Genomic DNA, 20,213 nt, shown 5'->3' with positions numbered 1-20,213 from the left:
CCGGGTCCGCGCAGCCCCAGCGGGGCAGGGCCACACCGAGCAGCCAGCGTCCGGGGTCGCGAATGTCCTCGACCATGGTCCCGGCGAGCCGTTGTGTGAGGCGGCTGTGCAGGCGTTCGACGCCCATGCCGGCATCGAGTTGCCGGGCGATCTCCTGCCCCAGGCGCCGTTGCATGTAGGTGCTCACGTGCTCAAGCAGGAAGCGTACGGGTTCCAGCACCGCATGGAGCCGAGGACTGAAAGTCAGCTGCGGGCCCGTGTAGGGACGGCTCGTCCGGCTGCCGCCAGTGCGGCCTGTGTGAGTGGGGGAGAGGCCTGCGCCCTCCGTGCGAAGCGCGAGACTGCCGTGGCCCGGTACCGGCCGCGGTGTGATCGCGGAGACTGCCTCCTTATCCACCTGTCTCTCGCCTGCGGCGGATGGGGTGCGGGCAGCCTCGTCATCGGGTCGGTCAGTTCTGTGGTCTTCCTTGTACGCGAGCGACCCTTCATCAACCCGGGTACCTGATCGGTCATCTAGGAAGGCTGGGGAAGCAGTCATTCCGGTCGCACGGCCGGGGCCGGAACGACCGTCGTGGACCCCGAACAGGTGCCGCCCGTGCTCGCCGGCCCGGTGGTGGACGGTGATCCAGCCCGACACGTCGAGCTCATCGACGATATGGGTGACGGCGCTCGTGGTGAGGGGGAGGCCGGCCCGGCGTCCCGAGTGGTGGCGGAGGACCTCGGCGAGTACGCGGGAGGTCAGCGGGTACTTTTGGGCGACGGCGTAGGCGATCACGGCGAAGGCGCGCAGCAGGCGCGGGCGGAGGCACTCGCTGGCGGTCACCGGCAGCCAGACGAATCGTTCCTGCGGGGCCATCTGCCTGACTCTTCTTCGGGCCGTCGTTCCGTATCCGCCCGGAAGGGATCTGCGCCGGCTCTCCGGTAACTCCACGATGCCGTCGGGACCGACCGCGCGGAGCTGGGCCAGGCCGCGTTGCACGGTCGACTCGGACAGTCGCAGGTACGAGGCGAGCGTGGCGATTCCGGCGGTGCATCCTTCGGGCCGCTGTGCCAGCGCCTTGACCTTGACATAGACGCTGAGAGCGGCGTCCGAGTAGTGGGGTGACTCCACCAGTCGCATGGGGACTTTGACCCGCTGCCGTACGTGTGTGCTGGGGGGTGGTGGCAGGGCGCCGCCGGACCTCAGGGTCCGGTCGGGTCCGCGTGGTGCGGAAAGTTGCCCAAAAGGGAGCGTGGTTGCGGATGAGGGCTGAGAGGACTGGTCAATGGCGGAGCTTTGCTCCATGATGAAGGCGTCTCCTGGTGAAGGGGCATGACGAAGCCGTCTGCGTGGCTTCGAGGTTCAGCCGGAACCGACGAGGGCCCTGGTGGAGTGGCATCCCAACGGGCCTTCGCCCGTCGAGCAGCCGGCTCGACGGGCGGCATGACGCACGGCTGTGAGCCCAGTGGTGGCACACTGGGTCCAGCCCTTAAAACTCTTTCGTGGCGGTGAACCCGCTAACGGCCCGCCCGAAGGCGGGCCGTGGCTCGTTACGGCGCGGTGTCGACCATCTCGGCCGTCGCGGAGAAGGCCAGCCCCTCCCCCTGGAGCGCGTTGACGCGTATCGTCCGGCGTCCGCTGCGCGTCGGTGTGGTCTCGGCGGTCGCGTCGGCCTCGATCCAGCAGGGTTCGTCGAACTCGACGTACTTCTTGAAAGTCGCGTCCATCGACGCCGGCATCACGCCGGTCGAGAACGGCTGCAGGGCGTGCCCCGCCTGGCGTACCGACTCCAGGAGCAGCATCCCGGGCACGTGATCGACGGGGTGGTCGAAGAGCACCGGGTGCGTGGTGTCGACGCGCAGCTGCCAGCGCTGTTGCTGCTGTGTGGGCGACAGGACGATGTCCCGCAGCCGGTGGCGGTTCACCGCAGTCCGCTTGACCGGCGGGGGCGGCGCCGACCCGTTCACGAAGGCACCGAAGTCGCCGGCCCGTCCGGCGCGCAGCCGACGGTAGACGGCGGGGGTGTGGCAGCCGAAGTGCGTGTCCGCCACAGCGAGAAGCGTGCCGTCGCGTACCGCCTCGATGTGCATGGACATCGAGGCGGGCAGTGACCGGAGGAAGCGGACGTCCGAGCACGTCACGTGCAGTTCGAGCTCGGCCGGATTCCGCTCGAGCCGCATCGCGTCCAGGTTGACCGAGTACTGGAAGCGGGACCAGCTCAACTGGTGTCCCAGCGGGACGTCGTAGGCGACGTGCGTCAGCAGAGGGAACGTCTGGCGCACGGTCTCGCAGAGCAGCAGCGGGTCGTAGAGCCCGTTCTCGCACTCGTAGAAGCTGTGGCTGCGCGGCCACTGGGCACTCACGGTGAACGAAGCGGATCCCGCCTTCGTCCATCCGGTGAGGAACACCTCCGCCAGGGCTGCTCGGTGCACGTACTCCTTGGCGACGGTTGTGGTCAGGAGCGGTCTCGCAACGGCAGGGTTCTCCGCAGTGATGAGCATGACTATCCCCCCGGAAGCAGCGTGAGTGGGCGCCTCCTGCCTACCGACCGAAGGCGTTGACCTGTAAAATAAGGGCGTTCGTTTTTTTTGTCGAGAGTGATCGAGGCACAGAGATGACTGAGCCGAAGCAGGAACGGGCTGTGAAGACCCGGGAGACGATCCTGTACGCGGCCGCAGAGATCTTCGACGAGTGCGGTTACAGCGGAGCCAGCATCAGTAAGATCATGGACCGTGCCCAGGTGACCCAGGGCGGGATGTATTTCCACTTCAAGTCCAAGAGAAGGCTGGCACAAGCTGTGCTGGCCCACCAGCAGGACTTCGTGCACTTCTCCAGGGAGACGGTCGGACTGCAGAAGCTGGTCGACCTCACCTTCTTCCTCGCCCGCGAGCTCCAGAACAATGTGCTGTTCCGGGCCAGCGTGCGACTCGCCGTCGAGCAGGGCGAGTTCGGGGCGCATGACGACACGGCGTACCAGGAGTGGGTGAACGAGTTCCGCGCCCTGTTGCAGGAGGCTCGCAAGCGGGGAGAACTGCTGGCCGACGTCGACGAAGCCGAGTTCGCCAACGTCCTCGTCGGTGCCTACAGCGGCATCCAGGTGTTCTCCAACATCTCCACCGGACGCGCCGACCTGCCGGAACGCATCGTCTCGATGTGGCGTTACCTGCTGCCCGCCCTCGCCACCCCACAAACCAGAACGAAGATCTCGTTCCCGGCGGACGTCCAGCGGCTGGCCGCATGAGACCGTTACGCGTGGTGCTGACCGGCGCCACCGGATTCATCGGCTCGGCGGTGCTCCGCGAACTCGCCGGGTACCGCGGTCCGGGAGCTGCGGGCGAGGAGGAACGCTTGCTCGTCCGGGTGGTCGGCAGGCGCCGGCCGGAGGGCACCGGACCGGCCGACGAGTGGGTCCGGGCGGACCTGGCGCAGCCCCGGACGCTGCGTGGCGTGTGCGAGGACGCCGATGTGCTCCTCCACATGGCCGCCGTCATCAGCCCGGACGAGTCTGAGTGTGCTGCGGTCAACGTCGACGGGACGGCCGCCTTGATGCAGGAGGCGGCCCGGGCCGGCGTGAGCCGTATCGTGCACCTGTCGACGGCGGCGGTGTACGGCCTCGGCCCGCACCGGGGGCTCGGGGTGGATGAGGTCGTCCCCGCACCCGTCTCCCCGGCCAGCCGCACCCGGCTGGCCGGGGAGACGTACGCCCTGGCCGCAGGCGCGACCGTTCTGCGTCCGGGGCTGGTGCTCGGACGGGGGGACCGCTGGGTCGTGCCGCTGCTGGCCCGGTGCCTGCGCGCCGTTCCCGCGATGTGGGACGGCGGACGGGGCCGGGTGTCCGTCGTGGCCGTGAACGACCTGGCGCGGCTTGTCGCCCGCCTCGGACTTGTCCCCGGGCCGGTCAGTAGCCGCGGCGTTTGGCATGCGAGCCATCCCCGGCCGGTGCGCGTGGGCGAACTGCTGTGCACGCTGTCGCGGCACGACGTGCTGCCGTCCGTGACGGCGGATCTGCCCTGGGAGGAGTGCCTGGAGCGGCTGAGAGCCGCGCGGATCCCTGTGAGTGAGCGCCAGTTCGCCCTGGTCGCCACCGATCACTGGTACCGGAGCAGCGAGGTCTGGCACGTCGCCGGGTGTTCTGTGGAGCCGTCGCCGCTGACGTGGGTGGGCGACGCTGCTGCGTGGTACCGGTCGGTGGTGGTCGCCCGGTCGGGCGGTTGAGGGCGTTACGTAGGTTCGGGGGCCGTGGGCCGCAAGTCCGGTGACGGTGCTTCGTCGTCCGTGGGGTGCTGTGGGTGCTTTGGGCCGACGGTGCTGGCCGACACCCCGGTGAGGACGAGCTTCCAGATGATACGCAGCCGCGCGACGGCGTTCCCGAGCTCCGACTCGTCCGCGACCCTGCTGCGCAAGTACACCTCCGCACCGTCGGTCAGATACTCGACCAGCGTTACCACGTCGGCGGACCGAGCGCTCTCCCGTAACTGCCCGGCCGTGTACGCCTCGTCGAGAAGCCTGTGCACGGTCGGCAGCCAGGCGTGCGACCAGGAGACCGAGCCGGGGCGTTCCCTGCTCAACCGGATGGCGGCGCGGACCGGGGGTTCCTCCTCCATCAGCCGGGCCAGCTCGAGGGTGAGGTCAACCACCCGGCACAACGCCAGGCGGTCCTCGAGAGCCAGGACCTCCAGTGCGGCCAGCGTTACGGACCGTCCCTCCGCCTGCACCGCGTCGGCCAGTTCCTGCTTGGTCCGGAAGTGGAAGGTCAGCGCCCCGACCGACATGCCGGCCAGCTGACTGATCCGGGACAGCGATGTGCCGTCGTAGCCGGCGCGGGCGAACTCCACGGAAGCCGCCGTGATCACGGCCGCGCGGGTCCGCAGGGCCCTCTCCTGCCTCACCATGTCGCCTCCTCAACCCTGTGCCCGGATACCGACCACGGGCGGAACCTCGGCGGTCTTCCCCGTACAACCGGCCTTCGTGACGGACCGCGGTCCGGGGGGCACGGGTGCGGAGTCCAGTGGATGAACATCCCGGTCACAGCGCGGTGGGCCGGTCGACTTGGTGAAGTGCATTCGTCAACTCCCCTGAGTCGAGAAAAAAAGAGGTTGTTCGCTATTATTTTAGCGCGGTCGGCAGCCGCGGACCGATCCAGGGGAGGGAACTTGCCATGGCTGGACGAGCGTTGACGTATGGGAGCACCTCGATACCGGTCTTCACCGAGCAGATCTTCGAGGGCCTGCCCCGTGCCGACCAGCGCCGGTGGGCACACGCCTATGTGCAGGGACTGCTCACCACGCCGGGCAAGAAGTCGGTCCGCCGGCTCGCCGCGACGATCTCGGCCTCGCCCGCCACCTCCCAGTCGCTCCACCAGTTCGTCAACGCGAGTCCCTGGGAATGGAATCCGGTCAGGGCGGAACTGGGCAGGTGGGTGGAGCGACAGGCGACCCCCAGAGCATGGGTGGTCGACCAGGCCGTACTGCGCAAGCGGGGAGAGCACTCCTGCGGAGTCCACCGCCGTTTCATGCCCTCCACCGGACGGTCGGTTACCTGTCAGGTCGGCGTCGGCGCCTTCCTCGCCTCGGCGGACGCAGCCGCGCCGGTCGACTGGCGCCTGCTGCTGCCGGGCTCCTGGGCCAAAGACCCCGAACGCCGCCGTCGCGCCCGCATCCCGGCCGACGCCGGACTGCGCACCGCGGAGCAGCACGCCCTCGACCTGATCGACTCACTCGCCGAAAGCGCCGGAACCGCTCCTCTCCCGGTCGTCTGCAGCCTGGACCCGGCCGCCGGTTTCGGCGTCCGGACCCTATTGCACGGGCTTGCCCTACGCGGACGCGACTTCGTCGTCCCGGTACCCGGCAACCTGCATGTGATGGTCGGCCGGCACCTGCGGATGCAGCGTGCACACAGCGGTGACCGCCACGGCCTGGTCCTCGCGGCGAGCAGCCTTCTGGGGGAAGGCAGCGGTATGCCAGCCCATACCGAGACAGTGGCCATCCGGGACGGCGACGGCCGCCACACGATGGTCGCCGCCAGTTTCGTACGCCTGCCGGGTCAAGGCTCCTCAGGTGCCCACGCCCACCGCACCTACCGGCTGCTGGCCGTCCGACCCGACGGCGAACGCCGCCCGGCCCAGTTCTGGCTCACCAGCCTCACCCACGCCCGCACAGAGTCCGTGCTCGCGCTTGCGCGGCTGCTGCCACGGGCGGAACAAGCCGTGCGCGAGATGAGGGACGGCTTCGGACTGCTCGACTTCGAAGGCCGGTCCTACCCAGGCTGGCACCACCACATGACGCTCGTCTCGGCCGCCTACGCTTACGACCGGTTCACCCGGCCAGCCGCAATGGTGCCCGACCGCCGCCTCCTGGCTGCGGCGTGAACACCGCAATCCGCCCCCGGAACCCCCGAACGGCCACTCATTCCGGTGTGATCAGATGTTGAGACATACGTATGAAGGGCAGGATTGCAACCTCGCCCGGACGCTCGAAGTGATCGGGGAGCGATGGACGCTCCTGATCATCCGTACGGCGCTGCTCGGAACCAGCCGCTTCGAAGGTTTCCTGGAGAACCTCGACATCGCCAGGAACGTCCTGACCAACCGCCTGACCCGGCTGGTCGAGCACGGTGTCATGGAGCGCGTCCCCTACCAGGACAAGCCCGTCCGGCACGAGTACCGGCTCACCCCGGCGGGCAGGGACCTCACCTGCGCCGTCCTCGCTCTGATGCAGTGGGGCGACCGCAACCTGCCGCACGAACTGGGTCCGCCCCGCCGCGCGGACCACGTCGGCTGCGAAAGCCCCGTCCACGTGGAGCTGCGCTGTGCGGAGTGCGGCCGGGCCGTGCACGACGAGGAGGTCCAGGTGCGCCGCATCCGCTGAACGACGTGGAGGGCACGGCCGAAGATGCCCCGCGCGGGCCGGACCACCCACGATGGCTCACCGGCCGCCGGCGGAGCGGCTCGTAGGGAGGAGGCACGCACATGCCCGTACTGGGAGCCCTGCGCAGGATGGCCATGGCCCCGTCATTGGAGGAAGTGAGCTTCTCCGGCCGGGGCTTCACGGTGCCGGACGGCGAGCGCGCACGGAAACTGGAAGCCGTTCCGCAGGCCGTCGTCACCGGCTTCGAATGGGGCATCGAGGACCGTGATCTCGCGACCACCGAACGCCGCCTGAGCCTGGTCGACCCCGAGCACCGGGGTTTCGCCTACGAGGGTGCCACCATGGCCTGCGCCATCCGCGACGCGTTGGGCCGGACCGGTCACCGCACCCGCGGCCTGCTCACCGGCGGTGGCAGGCCGCACATCTTCCTGAACTACATCGGCATCGGTTTCGCCATGGCCAAGCTGCCGCGACCGCTGTGGAAGAAGATCGTCCCCGACCTGTCCGGGGCCGAGTACTACCCGGCGATGAACTGGCTGTGCGTTGACGGCTACGGCTTCGACCGCGCCTACTTCGACACCGAGACCTGGGTGACCCGCCAGCGGCTGGACGACCCGTACGGCTGGGACGGCGACCCCTCCTACTGGCGCCGTGCTTTCGACCAGGGGGTCGGACGCGCCCTGTGGTTCATCCACGGCGGCCACGCCCGGCACGTCGCCGCAGCCGTCCGGGCGTTCGCCGGCGGCCGGCAGGCGGACCTGTGGAGCGGTGTCGGTCTCGCCGCGACCTTCGCCGGCGGGAGCACCCCGGCGGAGCTGGCCCTGCTGCGTCAGGAGTCGTGCTCCGACCTCGGGCACTTGGCGCAGGGGTCGGTGTTCGCCGCCAAGGCCCGCCACCACGCGGGGTTCGTGCCCGGGCACACCGACGCCGCTGTCGAGGCGTTCACCGGACTGTCCGCCGAGGCCGCCGCCCGGCTCGCCGACGACTGCGCCCCGGCCGTCGTCCGTAGCGCCGCCGCACCCGCCTACGAGGTCTGGCGCGCACAGGTGCGTGAACGACTCGCCGCGTTCTCCTTCGTTGAGCACGTATGAAGTAGACGCGCCGTCCCGCCCCCTGGCTCAATTTGATTTGCTGGCGAAATTCCAGGGATCTGAGAGGGGCGGGTCATTACCGTGGCCACTGGGTTTGGAGCTTTTCGGCGCAGATTGTTCACACCTCCCGTTTCGGAAACGACCATGGAGGTGCGCGGATTTCACGTGAAGGACGCGGAGGCCAAGGCGCGGCTGGAGAGAATCGGCGAGACTTTCCTCCAGGGCTACGCCTGCGCGATGGAGGCGGCCTCGGCCGACGAGACCGAGGAGATGCTGGAAGCCGTCCCCCGGGACGTGCGGGGCTTCGCGTACGAGGGCGCTGGCATGGGTGCCGTGATCCACGACGCGCTCCCGGGGCACAGCGGCCGCCTGGCCGGCCTGCTGGCCGGCCGCGGCCGTCACCACGACTACATGATCCATGTCGGCATCGGCTGGGCGATGGCACGTCTGCCCAAGCCGCTGTGGCCCGACATCGGCACCACCGACCCCCTGCTGCGCTGGCTCGCCCTGGACGGATATGGCTTCCACCAGGCGTACTTCAAGACGGGCTCCTACGTCCGCACACCCGAGGTCCAGCACCCCTTTCGCTGGCGTGGCGGGCATAACCACTACACGGCGAACGCCATCGACCAGGGCATCGGCCGGGCCCTGTGGTTCGTTGGAGGTACTGACCCCGAGGTCGTCGCCGATCTGATCCGCGCCTACCCCGAGGACCGCCACGGCGACCTGTACGCGGGTGCCGGGCTTGCCTGCACCTACGCGGGCGGGGCGGACGAGGACGAGCTGCGGAGCTTCGCCGAGGGGGCCGGCGGGCACCGCTGGGCGCTCGCGCAGGGCTCCGCGTTCGCCGTTGAGGCACGTATCAAGGCGGACACCGTCATCGAGCACACCCACCTCGCGGCTCGCGTCATGTGCGGCACAACGGCCGAGCAGGCCGCCCACGTGTGCCGGGACCTCAGACCGCGTACGGCCGATCCGCAGGCCGCCTCTCCGGCCTACGAGACATGGCGGCGCGACATCGCCGCCGAACTCGCTTCTCTTTCGCTGCTCCGGAAAGGTGCCGACCAGTGACGGTCACGAAGAACTGGGTACGCAGAAATTCACCGGGAATTATCGCCCTCGCCCTGATGGTGGGGACCTTCTACGGAGTGCGACTTCCCGATTCGTCGGCGTCCGAGGTCGACAAAATAACGGAGAAATTCGCGTTCGAGAAAATGTCCATATCCATGCCGGGCGGTTTCGAAAAGCAAGAGGTCCGGAAGGTCAACAAGGCCTACAAGCACATCGACGCGTGGATCTCCTCGGTCGGCGCGGGCATCGCCCTCAACGACCTCGACCGCGACGGGCTGCCGAACGACTTGTGCATCAGCGACCCGCGCATCGACCAGGCGGTGGTCACTCCCGCACCGACGCGGAAGGACGCCTACGCACCCTTCGCGCTCGACCCGGCGCCGCTCGGCGTCAGCACGACGATGGCGCCGATGGGCTGCATGCCCGGCGACTACAACGAGGACGGCGCGATGGACCTCCTCGTCTACTACTGGGGCCGCACCCCCGTCATCTTCGTCAACGAGGGCGTCGAGGGCGCGCCGCTGACGGCGGACTCCTTCAAACCCACCGAATTGCTGCCCGGGAAGCCCGGCAAGAAGTACACCGGGCCGCTGTGGAACTCCAACACCGCCGCCGTCGCCGACTTCGACGGTGACGGCCACAACGACATCTTCATCGGCAACTACTTCCCCGACAGCCCCGTCCTGGACCCCTCCAAGGACGGCGGCGTCACCATGAACGACTCCCTCTCGCACGCCCAGAACGGCGGCGGCGGTCACTTCTTCCGCTGGACGGAGGACGGCTACGAGAAGACCGACGGCTCCGTCCCACAGGGCCTGGACAAGGGCTGGTCACTCGGCGCCTCGGCCGCCGACCTCGATGGCGACCGGCTGCCGGAGATGTACCTCGCCCATGACTTCGGCACCTCGGCCCTGTTGCACAACGTCTCCCGCCCCGGTGAGATCAAGTTCCGCGAGGTCAAGTCCGAGCATTCCGGTGCCGTCCCCAAGTCCAAGGAGCTGGGCCGCAGTTCATTCAAGGGCATGGGCATCGACTTCGGCGACCTGAACCATGACGGCCTGTACGACATGTTCATCAGCAACATCACGACATCGTTCGGCATCCAGGAGTCCAACTTCGCCTTCGTCAGCCGGGCCGACAGCAAGGCCGAGCTGCGGAGCCGCTTCCTGGAGCGCGAGGCACTCTACGAGGACAAGTCCTCCTCCCTCGGGCTCGCCTGGTCCGGCTGGGGCTGGGACGTGAAGATGGGCGACTTCGACAACGACGGGAACCTGGAGATCACCCAGGCCCTCGGCTTCCTCAAGGGCAAGAACAACCGCTGGCCGCAGCTGCAGGAGCTGGCCACCGCCAACGACGCCCTGGTCTCCAACCCGCAATGGTGGCCCAACGTCCAGGTCGGCGACGATCTGGCCGGCAGCCAGCGGATGCGGTTCTTCGCCCTGGACGAGAAGACCGGCCGGTACGCCAACCTCTCCCAGGAGCTCGGCATCGGCGAGCCCGTCCCGACCCGCGGCATCGCCACGGCCGACGTAGACGGCGACGGCCGCCTCGACATGGCCGTCGCCCGGCAGTGGGGCGAGCCGGCCTTCTTCCGCAACGTCAGCGAGAACACCGGTTCCTCCATGCAACTGACGCTGACCCACCCCGACGGAGCCCCCGTGGTGGGCGCCGAGGTCTGTGTCGAACTACCCGACGGAACCAAGCGCATCGCCCGCCTCGACGGCGGAGGAGGCCACTCCGGCAAGCGCAGCACCGACGTGCACATCGGCCTGGGCAAGGGCGTCCGAGGACCGCTGCCCGTCGTGCTGACCTGGCGTGACCGGAGCGGCGACGTCCACGAGCAGAAGCTGCGGATGGAGCCCGGCCGGCACGGCTTCGAACTCGGCATCCAGGCCAAGGAGAAGTGATCATGTCCCCGTCCCAGACCGCCCCGCGCCACAACACGAAGGTCGTCACGGCGCTGCGGAGATTCGCGATCTCGATCTCTGTGCTCAACGTCTTCGGCTACACCGTGCTCGGTTTCGAGCAGCCCTGGACCTGGCCCTTCATCGCCCTGGCCACCGCCTACACGCTGGAGATCGCCCTGGAGGCGATCGGCGCCCGGGCCGAGGGCCGCGCCGCCCGCTTCCGGGGCAACGGCTTCAAGGGCCTGATGGAGTTCCTGCTGCCGGCCCACATCACCGCACTCGCGGTGAACATGCTCTCCTACGTCAACGACGTCGTCGAGGTCATGATCTTCGGCGTCATCGTCGCCGTCGGCACCAAGTGGGTGCTCAGGGCCCCGCTCAAGGGCCGCATGCGGCACGTCATGAATCCCTCGAACTTCGGCATCGCCGTCATCCTGCTGCTGTTCCCGTGGGCCTCCATCGCGCCGCCGTACCAGTTCACCGAGTACATCGACGGCGGCTTCGACTGGCTCGTCCCGGCGATCATCATCGTCTTCGGCACGATGCTCAACGCCAAGCTCACCGAGCGCATGTGGCTCATCCTCGCCTGGGTCGGCGGCTTCGCCCTCCAGGCCATCGTGCGCGGCCTGATGTTCGACACCTCCATCCCGGCCGCCCTGGCGATGATGACCGGCGTGGCGTTCATGCTCTTCACCAACTACATGATCACGGACCCCGGCACGACTCCCTCCTCCAAGTGGGGCCAGATCGCCTTCGGCGGCGGAGTCGCGGCCATGTACGGCGTCCTAACCGCCATGAGCGTGGCCTACGGCCTCTTCTTCGCCACCGCGCTCGTCTGCGCCATCCGGGGCACCTTCCTGTGGACCGCGGACATCGTGGCCAAGCGGCGTGCCGAGGAGGCCCTGGCGCTGGCCGCCGTGGAACAGGCCACGGACCGGGACGCCGCACCGGCGTGCGCCTGCCCGGCGGACGCCTGCGCCTGCCCGCCCGCGGCCCAGGCGCCGACTCGGAAGGTTCCGGTGACAGCATGAACAGAATCGCCATCGTCGGCATAGCATGCCGCTACCCCGACGCCGACTCGCCCCAGGAACTGTGGGACAACGCCGTCGCCGGACGGCGCGCCTTCCGCCGACTGCCCGACGTCCGCATGAACCTGGACGACTACTGGGACGCCGACCCGGCCACCCCCGACACCTTCTACGCGCGCAACGCCGCCGTCCTCGAGGGCTACGAGTTCGACCGGATCGCCCACCGCATCGCGGGCAGCACCTTCCGCTCGACGGACATGACGCACTGGCTCGCCCTCGACACCGCCGCACGGGCCCTGGCCGACGCCGGATTCCCCGGCGGCGAGGGACTGCCGCGCGAGCGCACCGGAGTGGTGGTGGGCAACACGCTCACCGGCGAATTCACCCGCGCCAACGTCATGCGGCTGCGCTGGCCCTACGTACGGCGGGTGATGGCTTCGGCCCTCGCCAGCCAGGACGGCTGGGACGACGCCCGCATCGCGGACTTCCTCGCCGAGGTCGAGACCTCGTACAAGGACCCCTTCCCGGCCATCGACGAGGACTCGCTGGCCGGAGGGCTCGCCAACACCATCGCGGGCCGCATCTGCAACCACTTCGACCTGGGCGGCGGCGGATACACCGTCGACGGCGCGTGCTCCTCCTCCCTGCTGTCGGTCACCACGGTCGGCACCGCGCTGCTCTCCGGCGACATCGACGTCGGCGTCGCCGGCGGCGTGGACCTGTCGATCGACCCGTTCGAGATCATCGGCTTCGCGAAGACAGGTGCCCTCGCCAAGGGGGAGATGAAGCTCTATGACCGCGGCTCCAACGGTTTCTGGCCGGGGGAGGGATGCGGGATCGTGGTCATGATGCGCGAGGAGGATGCCCTCGCGGCGGGCCATCGCATCTACGCCACCATCGCGGGCTGGGGCATCTCCTCGGACGGACAGGGCGGGATCACCCGGCCCGAGGTCAGCGGCTACCGGCTGGCTCTGCGACGCGCCTACGAGCGGGCCGGTTTCGGCATCGAGACAGTTCGCCTGTTCGAGGGCCACGGCACAGGGACCGCCGTCGGCGACACCACCGAGCTCACCGCGCTCACCGAGGAACGCGCCGCGGCCGGCCCGGACGTCCCCGTCGCGGCCATCACCTCGATCAAGGGCATGATCGGCCACACCAAGGCCGCCGCCGGAATCGCGGGCCTGATCAAGGCCGTCCTCGCCCTCGACCACCACACCGTCCCGCCGTCGATCGGCACCGTCGACCCGCACGACCTGCTCACCGGCGAACGGGCCAACCTCAAGGCGCTGCGCAAGGCGGAACCCTGGCCCGAGGACGTACCGCGCCGGGCCGGCATCACCGCCATGGGCTTCGGCGGCATCAACACGCACGTGGTCCTCGACGAACCCACCACCCGGCACCGACCGCCGGCGCACCGCCGGCCCGTCGCACTGGCGGACTCCCCGCAGGACTGCGAACTGCTCGTCCTCGACGCCGACTCGCCCCGACACCTGCGCACCAGGATCACCGAGGTCGCCGACTTCGTCGCCGGTGTGTCCTACGGCCAGGTCGCCGACCTGGCCGCCACCCTCCAGCGCGAACTGCGGGGCAGGCCGCACCGCGCAGCCGTCGTCGTCTCCTCCCCGGAGGACGCCGAGCGGCGCCTGCGGCACCTGGTCGGCCTGCTGGAGTCCGGCGAGAGCACGTACACCGCCGCGGACACGCGCAGCTTCCTCGGCAAGGCCACCGGACCGGCCCGGATCGGATTCCTCTTCCCGGGACAGGGCTCCGGCAGGGGAACCGGCGGAGGCGCGCTGCGCCGCCGGTTCGCCCAGGCCGCCGACGTCTTCGACCGGGCCGGCCTGCCGAGCACCGGCGACATGGTCGCCACCGACGTGGCCCAGCCGCGCATCGTCACCGGCACCACCGCCGGCCTGCGCGTCCTCGACGCGCTGCGCCTGGGGGCGACCGTCGCCGTCGGCCACAGTCTCGGCGAGCTCTCGGCCCTGCACTGGGCCGGCGCCTTCGACGAGCAGACGCTGCTGGAGGCGGCGCGCGTAAGGGGCAGGGCCATGGCCCTGCACAGCGCCTCGGGCACCATGGCCTCCCTGCACGCGTCCTCTGAGCGGGCGGAGGAGCTCATCACCGGCCTCGACGTGGTCGTCGCCGGATACAACGGACCCGAACAGACCGTGGTCGCCGGACCCGTCGAGGCGGTCCGGGACGTCGAGCGCCGGGCCGGTGAGGCCGGGGTGGACTGCACCCGGCTCCCCGTCTCCCACGCCTTCCACTCCCCCCTGGTCGCCCCGGCGGCCGAAGCGTTCGGCACCTGGCTGGCCGACGCGGGCCTCGGACAGGTCCACGGCAGGGTCGTCTCCACGGTCACCGGTGCCGAACTGGACCGGGACACCGACGTACCGGCGCTGCTGAGCCGTCAGATCACCGCTCCCGTCCGCTTCACCCAGGCGGTGCGCGAAGCGGCCCGGTACGCCGACCTGTTCGTCGAGGTCGGCCCGGGTCGCGTGCTCAGCGGCATGGCGCGGGCGGCGACGGACGTCCCGGCCGTCGCACTGGACACCGACGACGAGTCACTGCGCGGCCTTCTCGGCGTCGCGGGCGCCGCGTTCGCCGCAGGCGCCCCCATCGCGCTCGAGGGCCTGTTCCGGGACCGGCTGATCCGGCCGCTGAAGGTCGGTCAGGAGTTTTCCTTCCTCTCCAGTCCGTGCGAGCAGGCGCCCCGCGACGGCGCGCCCCCTGCCCGGGCCCCGCGCCCGGCCACCCCGCAGGTTCCGGTCGCCGGGACCACGGCACCGGCACGCATCACCGACACCCAGGCACCCCCGGCCGCCGTGCCCGCGACGCCCATGGGCGGGCCGTCCCCCGTCACCGAGGAGACGGCCGCGGAGCGGGAGCCGGCGCTGGACGTGCTGAGGGGTCTGGTCGCGGAGCGCGCCGAACTCCCGGCCGAACTCGTGGACCCGGACAGCCGGCTCCTGGACGACCTGCACCTGAGCTCCATCACCGTCGGTCAGATCGTCAACCTCGCGGCGGCCCGCCTCGGGATAGCGCCGACCCAGATGTCGACCAACTTCGCCACCGCCAGCCTCACCGAACTCGCCGAAGCCCTGGACACCCTGGTCAGCACCGGCGCGACGGCGGCCGAGGGCGCCGGAGCCGCCGCGGTGGCGGGTGCCGCGCCCTGGGCCCGGCCGTTCGCCGTGGACCTGCAGGAGGTGGCTGCGCAGCCGGCCGGGGCCGCCGAGGAGTGCGGCACGTGGGAGCTGTTCGGCGCCGCCGACCGGGCCTTCTGCCAGGACCTGAAGGCGGCGCTGGAAGGTGCCGGCACCGGCAGCGGTGTCCTCGCCGTCCTGCCCAGGGGCTGCACCCGGCAGGAGGTGGACGAGGTACTCGCCGCCGCCAGAAGCGCCCTGGCGGGGGACCGGGGACGACGGTTCGTCCTGGTGCAGGACGGGCGCGGCGCGGCAGGCCTGGCCAAGACCCTGCACCAGGAGGCCCCGCATCTGCGCACCACGATCGTCCAGACCCCGCTGAACGGGGACGCGGTGGCCCGGGTCGTGGCAGAGGTCCGCGCGACCGACCGGTTCGCCGAGGCCCACTACAACGCGGCCGGGGTGCGGCGCGTGCCGACCCTGCGGGCCCTGCCGGTCCAGCAGGAGTCCACCGACCTCCCGCTGGACGCCACGGACGTGCTGCTGGTGACCGGCGGCGGCAAGGGCATCTCCGCCGAGTGCGCCCTGGCCGTCGCCCGGCGGACCGGGGCGAAGCTGGCCGTGCTCGGCCGGTCGGACCCGGCCGCCGACACCGAACTCGCCGAGAACCTGGCGCGGATGGCCGACAGCGGCGTCGGCGTGCACTACGCGCGCGCCGACGTCACCGCCCCCGAACAGATTGCGGCGGCCGTCGCCGAGCTGGAGAAGACCCTCGGCAGGATCACCGGCGTGCTGCACGGAGCCGGCCGCAACGAACCGGCCGCCCTGACCGAGCTGGACGCGGAGGACTTCCGCCGCACCTTCGCCCCCAAGGTCGACGGTCTGCGCACCGTCCTCGACGCGGTGGGGGCCGACGGCCTGAAGCTGCTGGTCTCCTTCGGCAGCATCATCGGCCGGGCGGGACTGCGTGGCGAGGCCCACTACGCCACCGCCAACGAATGGCTGGCGGACCTCACCGAGGAGGTCGCCCGCACCCACCCGCGGCTTCGCGCGAGGTGCATGGAGTGGTCGGTGTGGTCCGGCGTAGGCATGGGCGAGAAGCTCTCCGTCGTCGAGTCGCTCTCCCGCGAGGGCATCACCCCCGTCTCGCCCGACCAGGGCGTGGAGATCCTGCTGCGTCTGATCTCCGACCCGGACGCTCCCGTGGTCACGGTCATCAGCGGCCGCACCGAGGGCATCGAGACCGTCCGCCGCGACCTGCCGCCGCTGCCGCTGCTGAGGTTCACCGGCAACCCGCTCGTGCGCTACCACGGCGTCGAACTCGTCACCGAGGTGGAACTGAACGCGGGCACCGACCCTTACCTGGCCGACCATCTGCTCGACGGCAACCTGCTGCTGCCCGCCGTCATGGGCATGGAGGCGATGGCGCAGGTTGCGACCGCCGCGACCGGCTGGAGCGGCACACCCGTCATCGAAGGGGCCGAGTTCCTGCGGCCCATCGTCGTACCGCCCAACGGCAGCACCAGGATCCGTGTCGCCGCCACCGTCACCGGCCGCGACACCGTCGACGTCGCCGTGCACGCCGAGGACACCGGCTTCGTGGCCGAGCACTTCCGGGCACGGCTCGTCTTCGGCGGCGCCCAGGCCCCGGACGGACCGCCCGAGCAGGTGCCCGAGGGCACCGCTCCGGTCCCGCTCGACCCGGCCGCCGACCTGTACGGCGGGCTGCTGTTCCAGGGCGAGCGTTTCCAGCGGCTGCGCCGCTTCCACCGGGCCGCGGCCCGGCACGTCGATGCCGACGTCGACGTGCGGCGGCACCCCGAGGGCTGGTTCGCCGGGTTCCTGCCCGGGCAGTTGCTGCTGGCCGACCCGGGCATGCGCGACGCGCTCATGCACGGGAACCAGGTCTGCGTGCCCGACGCCACCCTGCTGCCCTCCAGCGTCGAGCGGATCCACCCGCTCGGCTCCGGCGACCACGTGCCGGAGCGGCTCAGGTACACGGCCGTCGAACGCAGCCGGGACGGCAACATCTACGTCTACGACATCGCCGTACGCGACGAGGACGGCACCGTCGTCGAGCGCTGGGAGGGACTGACCCTGCACGCCGTGCGCCGGACCGACGGGGCCGGCCCCTGGGTCGCACCCCTGCTCGGCCCGTACCTGGAGCGCACGCTCGAAGAGGTCCTGGACGCCCGGATCGCGGTCGCCGTCGAGCCGCACAGCGGACAGCCCGCCGGCTCGGTGACCCAGCGCCGGGGCTTCACCGCAGACGCGGCGGCCCGCGCCCTGGGCGCCCCGGTGACGGTCAGCCACCGGCCCGACGGGCGACCGGAACTCGAATCGGACCGGCACCTGTCGATGTCCGCGGCACACGGGCTCGGGGTGACTCTCAGCGCCGTCTCCGGCTCGGAGGTGGCCTGCGACATCGAAGCGGTCAGCATGCGCTCGGCGACCGAATGGCAAGGGCTGCTCGGCGAGCACGCCCCGGTGGCGCAACTGGTCGCCAAGGAGACGGGCGAGGCGCCCGACACCGCCGCAACACGCGTGTGGAGCGCCGTCGAGTGCCTCCAGAAGGCCGGGATCATGGCGGGAGCGCCGCTGACCGTGCTGCCCCGGCGCAGGGAGGCATGGGTGGAGTTCGCCGCCGGTGGCATCCGCATCGCCACCTTCGTCACCGCGCTGCGCGACGCCCTGGAACCCGCGGTCTTCGCCTTCCTCGTACACGACACGGACCGAATTGAAGGGCAGCCCTAGACCATGGTGGAAGACTACTTCGAGTACCGGCACACCGTCGGCTTCGAGGAGACCAACCTCGTCGGCAACGTCTACTACGTCAACTACCTGCGCTGGCAGGGGCGTTGCCGGGAGATGTTCCTCCGGGACAAGGCGCCAGAGGTCCTGGCGGACCTGCAGGACGACCTCAAGCTGTTCACGCTGAAGGTGGACTGCGAGTTCTTCGCCGAGATCACCGCCTTCGACGAGCTGTCCGTCCGGATGCGCCTGTCCGAACTGGGCCAGACGCAGCTGGAGTTCACCTTCGACTACGTCAAGGTCACCGAAGGCGCCGAGATCCTGGTGGCCCGTGGCCGCCAGCGCATCGCCTGCATGCGCGGTCCCAACACCAACACGGTGCCCTCGCTCATCCCGGAGCCCCTGGCCCGCGCGCTGCGGCCGTACGCGGCGCGGCCCACCTCCCTGACGGGGCGGACCGCATGAGCGCCCTGACCGCCGCACCGCCGTGGACCGCCGCCGGCGACGCCACGCGGCTGCGGCGGGCCTTCGGGGCGTTCGCCACGGGGGTGACCGTGGTGACGGCCGGCGGCACCTCCCCACGGGGCATGACCGCCAATTCGTTCACCTCCGTCTCCCTCGATCCGCCGCTCGTCCTGCTGTGCGTCGGCAGGGACGCCGGCATGTACCGCAGCCTCGCCGAGGCCGACACGTTCGCCGTGTCGGTCCTGGCCTCCGACCAGGAGGGCGTGGCCCGGTACTTCGCCAGCCGCTCGCGGCCCGCCGGTGCGCAGCAGTTCGACGCCGTCGGCTCGCTGCCGGGCCGCGAGAGCGCCGCCCCCCTGATCGCGGGGGCGGCGGCCCATTTCGAATGCGCGAAATGGCGAACGTACGACGGCGGCGACCACGCGATCTTCCTGGGACGGGTGCTCGCCCTGGACGAGACGCCGGAGCGCGAGCCGCTGGTGTTCCACGGCGGCCGCTTCCGGCAGCTCTCCGACCGCACACCGGAGGTGTGACATGGGCGTGCACCCCCCGAGCCCGCCGGTGTGGGCCCTGCCCGGGCTGCTGCGCAAGCTCGCCGTCGACCGGCTCGGCATGATGGGGGACGCCGCCCAGCTGTCCGACGCCGTGCGGGTCGCCATGGGACCGAAGAAGATGTACATCTTCAACCGGCCCGACTACGCCAAACACGTCCTGGCCGACAACGCCGCCAACTACCACAAGGGCATCGGCCTGGTGGAGTCCCGCAAGATCCTCGGGGAGGGGCTACTCACCAGCGAGGGCGAACTGTGGCGCGCCCAGCGCGCCAACGTCCAGCCCGCGTTCCGGCCCCGACGCATCACCGAGCAGGCGGGAGCGGTCGCCGAGGAGGCGGTCGCGCTGGTCGCCCTGCTGCGCACCCGGGCCCGGCAGGGGCCCGTCGACGTGCTCAAGGAAGTCACCGGGCTGACGCTCGGCGTGCTGGGCCGCACCCTCATGGACACGTCCCTGGACGGTCACGGCGGTATCGCCCACGCCTTCGAGGCGGTCCAGGACCAGGCGATGTTCGACATGGTGACGCAGGGATTGGTGCCGACCTGGGTGCCGCTGGGCACCCAGCGGCGGTTCCGCAGGGCCCGCAGGGACCTGGCCCGGACCGTCGACGAACTGGTCGCCGACCGCAGCGCCCGGCTGGACGAGAACGATCCCGGTGACGACGCGTTCGCCCGGATGATCCTGGCCGCGCGCCGCCACGACGACCCGGCCGTGGGGCGCCGGCGCCTGCGCGAGGAACTCGTCACCCTGCTCCTGGCCGGGCACGAGACGACGGCGAGCACCCTGGGGTGGACCCTGTTCCTGCTGGCGCGCCACCCGCACGTGCGCGACCTGCTGCGTGACGAGGCCCGCGCCGTCCTGGCCGACGCCCGCCCGCCGGACGCCGACGACCTACACAAACTGACGTACACCACCCAGGTCGTCCAGGAGGCCATGCGGCTGTACCCGCCGGTGTGGATCCTGCCGCGCATCGCGCAGCGGGCCGACGAGGTGGGCGGCTTCACGGTTCCGGCGGGGGCGGACGTCCTGGTCTGCCCCTACACCCTGCACCGCCACCCGGACCTGTGGGACGACCCCGAGCGGTTCGACCCGGGCCGCTTCGACGCGGCGCGGGCCGCCAACCGCCCCCGCTACGCCTATATCCCCTTTGGGGCGGGACCCCGGTTCTGTGTGGGCAGCGGCCTCGGGGTGATGGAGGCCGTCTTCGTCACCGCGCTGGTCACCCGGGACCTGGACCTGGACGTCGTACCGGGGCACCGGGGCGTGCCGGAACCGATGATGTCCCTGCGGATGCGCGGCGGACTGCCGATGACCGTCCGGGAGGCCGACTGACGCGTTCGGAATGGGCGCACC

The 20,213-nt window shown here is 70.6% G+C and carries 14 protein-coding genes; 12 read left to right on the top strand and 2 right to left on the bottom strand.

The features are described from left to right. Nucleotides 1–1,530: 1,530 nt before the first annotated feature. Complete coding sequence (locus AC6F7H_RS33805) at nt 1,531–2,481, bottom strand: ScbA/BarX family gamma-butyrolactone biosynthesis protein (RefSeq protein WP_500762507.1); 951 nt, start codon at nt 2,479–2,481, stop codon at nt 1,531–1,533. Between the two features lie 113 nt (nt 2,482–2,594). Between AC6F7H_RS33805 and AC6F7H_RS33800 the strand changes: the two genes are divergently transcribed. Both AC6F7H_RS33800 and AC6F7H_RS33795 read left to right on the top strand, forming a co-directional pair. After that, the gene (locus AC6F7H_RS33800; RefSeq protein WP_500762505.1) at nt 2,595–3,221 is read left to right on the top strand and encodes a ScbR family autoregulator-binding transcription factor; all 627 of its coding nucleotides are present in this window, start codon (nt 2,595–2,597) and stop codon (nt 3,219–3,221) included. Beyond that, nucleotides 3,218–4,195, top strand: coding sequence for an NAD-dependent epimerase/dehydratase family protein (locus tag AC6F7H_RS33795; RefSeq protein ID WP_500762503.1), 978 nt, complete (start codon nt 3,218–3,220; stop codon nt 4,193–4,195). Before AC6F7H_RS33800 ends, AC6F7H_RS33795 begins: the two co-directional genes overlap by 4 nt. Nucleotides 4,196–4,200: 5 nt before the next feature. On the opposite strand, the gene AC6F7H_RS33790 is transcribed toward AC6F7H_RS33795, so the two are convergent. After that, nucleotides 4,201–4,872 carry a TetR family transcriptional regulator gene (locus AC6F7H_RS33790; protein ID WP_500762501.1) on the bottom strand — a complete coding sequence of 224 codons (672 nt, stop codon included), beginning with the start codon at nt 4,870–4,872 and terminating at the stop codon, nt 4,201–4,203. A 266-nt stretch (nt 4,873–5,138) separates the two neighbouring features. On the opposite strand from AC6F7H_RS33790, the gene AC6F7H_RS33785 reads away from it, so the two are divergent. From AC6F7H_RS33785 to AC6F7H_RS33740, 10 genes are all read left to right on the top strand, one after another. Then, nucleotides 5,139–6,347 (top strand): IS701 family transposase, encoded by a 1,209-nt coding sequence (locus AC6F7H_RS33785; protein ID WP_500762499.1) that lies wholly within the window; start codon nt 5,139–5,141, stop codon nt 6,345–6,347. Nucleotides 6,348–6,456: 109 nt separating this feature from the next. Then, nucleotides 6,457–6,846, top strand: a complete 390-nt coding sequence (locus AC6F7H_RS33780; protein WP_500762497.1) for a winged helix-turn-helix transcriptional regulator — start codon at nt 6,457–6,459, stop codon at nt 6,844–6,846. Between the two features lie 101 nt (nt 6,847–6,947). Then, nucleotides 6,948–7,937: a DUF1702 family protein gene (locus AC6F7H_RS33775; protein ID WP_500762495.1), complete on the top strand. Its 990-nt coding sequence runs from the start codon at nt 6,948–6,950 to the stop codon at nt 7,935–7,937. 81 nt (nt 7,938–8,018) lie between these two features. Next, nucleotides 8,019–9,008: a DUF1702 family protein gene (locus AC6F7H_RS33770; protein WP_500762493.1), complete on the top strand. Its 990-nt coding sequence runs from the start codon at nt 8,019–8,021 to the stop codon at nt 9,006–9,008. 56 nt (nt 9,009–9,064) lie between these two features. Next, nucleotides 9,065–10,915 carry a CRTAC1 family protein gene (locus AC6F7H_RS33765; RefSeq protein ID WP_500762564.1) on the top strand — a complete coding sequence of 617 codons (1,851 nt, stop codon included), beginning with the start codon at nt 9,065–9,067 and terminating at the stop codon, nt 10,913–10,915. A 2-nt stretch (nt 10,916–10,917) separates the two neighbouring features. Next, on the top strand, nt 10,918–11,946 hold the full coding sequence (locus AC6F7H_RS33760; protein WP_500762491.1) for an enediyne biosynthesis protein: 1,029 nt from the start codon (nt 10,918–10,920) through the stop codon (nt 11,944–11,946). After that, nucleotides 11,943–17,846, top strand: coding sequence for a type I polyketide synthase (locus AC6F7H_RS33755; protein ID WP_500762489.1), 5,904 nt, complete (start codon nt 11,943–11,945; stop codon nt 17,844–17,846). The genes AC6F7H_RS33760 and AC6F7H_RS33755 overlap by 4 nt, the downstream gene beginning before the upstream one ends. Nucleotides 17,847–17,849: 3 nt before the next feature. Beyond that, nucleotides 17,850–18,308 (top strand): acyl-CoA thioesterase, encoded by a 459-nt coding sequence (locus tag AC6F7H_RS33750; RefSeq protein WP_500762487.1) that lies wholly within the window; start codon nt 17,850–17,852, stop codon nt 18,306–18,308. After that, a complete protein-coding gene (locus tag AC6F7H_RS33745) occupies nt 18,305–18,841 on the top strand; it encodes a flavin reductase family protein (RefSeq protein ID WP_500762485.1) in 537 nt (178 codons plus the stop codon). The genes AC6F7H_RS33750 and AC6F7H_RS33745 overlap by 4 nt, the downstream gene beginning before the upstream one ends. 1 nt (nt 18,842) lies before the next feature. Continuing rightward, nucleotides 18,843–20,192 (top strand): cytochrome P450, encoded by a 1,350-nt coding sequence (locus tag AC6F7H_RS33740; protein WP_500762483.1) that lies wholly within the window; start codon nt 18,843–18,845, stop codon nt 20,190–20,192. The last annotated feature ends 21 nt before the right edge of the window (nt 20,193–20,213 follow it).

It is taken from the genome of Streptomyces sp. MMS24-W38, assembly GCF_059889265.1.
This window is presented reverse-complemented; position numbering and strand designations above follow the sequence as displayed.

What these genes read in the sequence shown, in the direction of transcription:
- AC6F7H_RS33740 (WP_500762483.1), top strand. Translation starts at nt 18,843, where the DNA reads ATGGGCGTGCACCCCCCGAGCCCGCCGGTGTGGGCCCTGCCCGGGCTG.
- AC6F7H_RS33800 (WP_500762505.1), top strand. Translation starts at nt 2,595, where the DNA reads ATGACTGAGCCGAAGCAGGAACGGGCTGTGAAGACCCGGGAGACGATC.
- AC6F7H_RS33745 (WP_500762485.1), top strand. Translation starts at nt 18,305, where the DNA reads ATGAGCGCCCTGACCGCCGCACCGCCGTGGACCGCCGCCGGCGACGCC.
- AC6F7H_RS33765 (WP_500762564.1), top strand. Translation starts at nt 9,065, where the DNA reads ATGGTGGGGACCTTCTACGGAGTGCGACTTCCCGATTCGTCGGCGTCC.
- AC6F7H_RS33785 (WP_500762499.1), top strand. Translation starts at nt 5,139, where the DNA reads ATGGCTGGACGAGCGTTGACGTATGGGAGCACCTCGATACCGGTCTTC.
- AC6F7H_RS33790 (WP_500762501.1), bottom strand. Translation starts at nt 4,872, where the DNA reads ATGGTGAGGCAGGAGAGGGCCCTGCGGACCCGCGCGGCCGTGATCACG.
- AC6F7H_RS33755 (WP_500762489.1), top strand. Translation starts at nt 11,943, where the DNA reads ATGAACAGAATCGCCATCGTCGGCATAGCATGCCGCTACCCCGACGCC.
- AC6F7H_RS33805 (WP_500762507.1), bottom strand. Translation starts at nt 2,481, where the DNA reads ATGCTCATCACTGCGGAGAACCCTGCCGTTGCGAGACCGCTCCTGACC.
- AC6F7H_RS33760 (WP_500762491.1), top strand. Translation starts at nt 10,918, where the DNA reads ATGTCCCCGTCCCAGACCGCCCCGCGCCACAACACGAAGGTCGTCACG.
- AC6F7H_RS33750 (WP_500762487.1), top strand. Translation starts at nt 17,850, where the DNA reads ATGGTGGAAGACTACTTCGAGTACCGGCACACCGTCGGCTTCGAGGAG.
- AC6F7H_RS33795 (WP_500762503.1), top strand. Translation starts at nt 3,218, where the DNA reads ATGAGACCGTTACGCGTGGTGCTGACCGGCGCCACCGGATTCATCGGC.
- AC6F7H_RS33775 (WP_500762495.1), top strand. Translation starts at nt 6,948, where the DNA reads ATGCCCGTACTGGGAGCCCTGCGCAGGATGGCCATGGCCCCGTCATTG.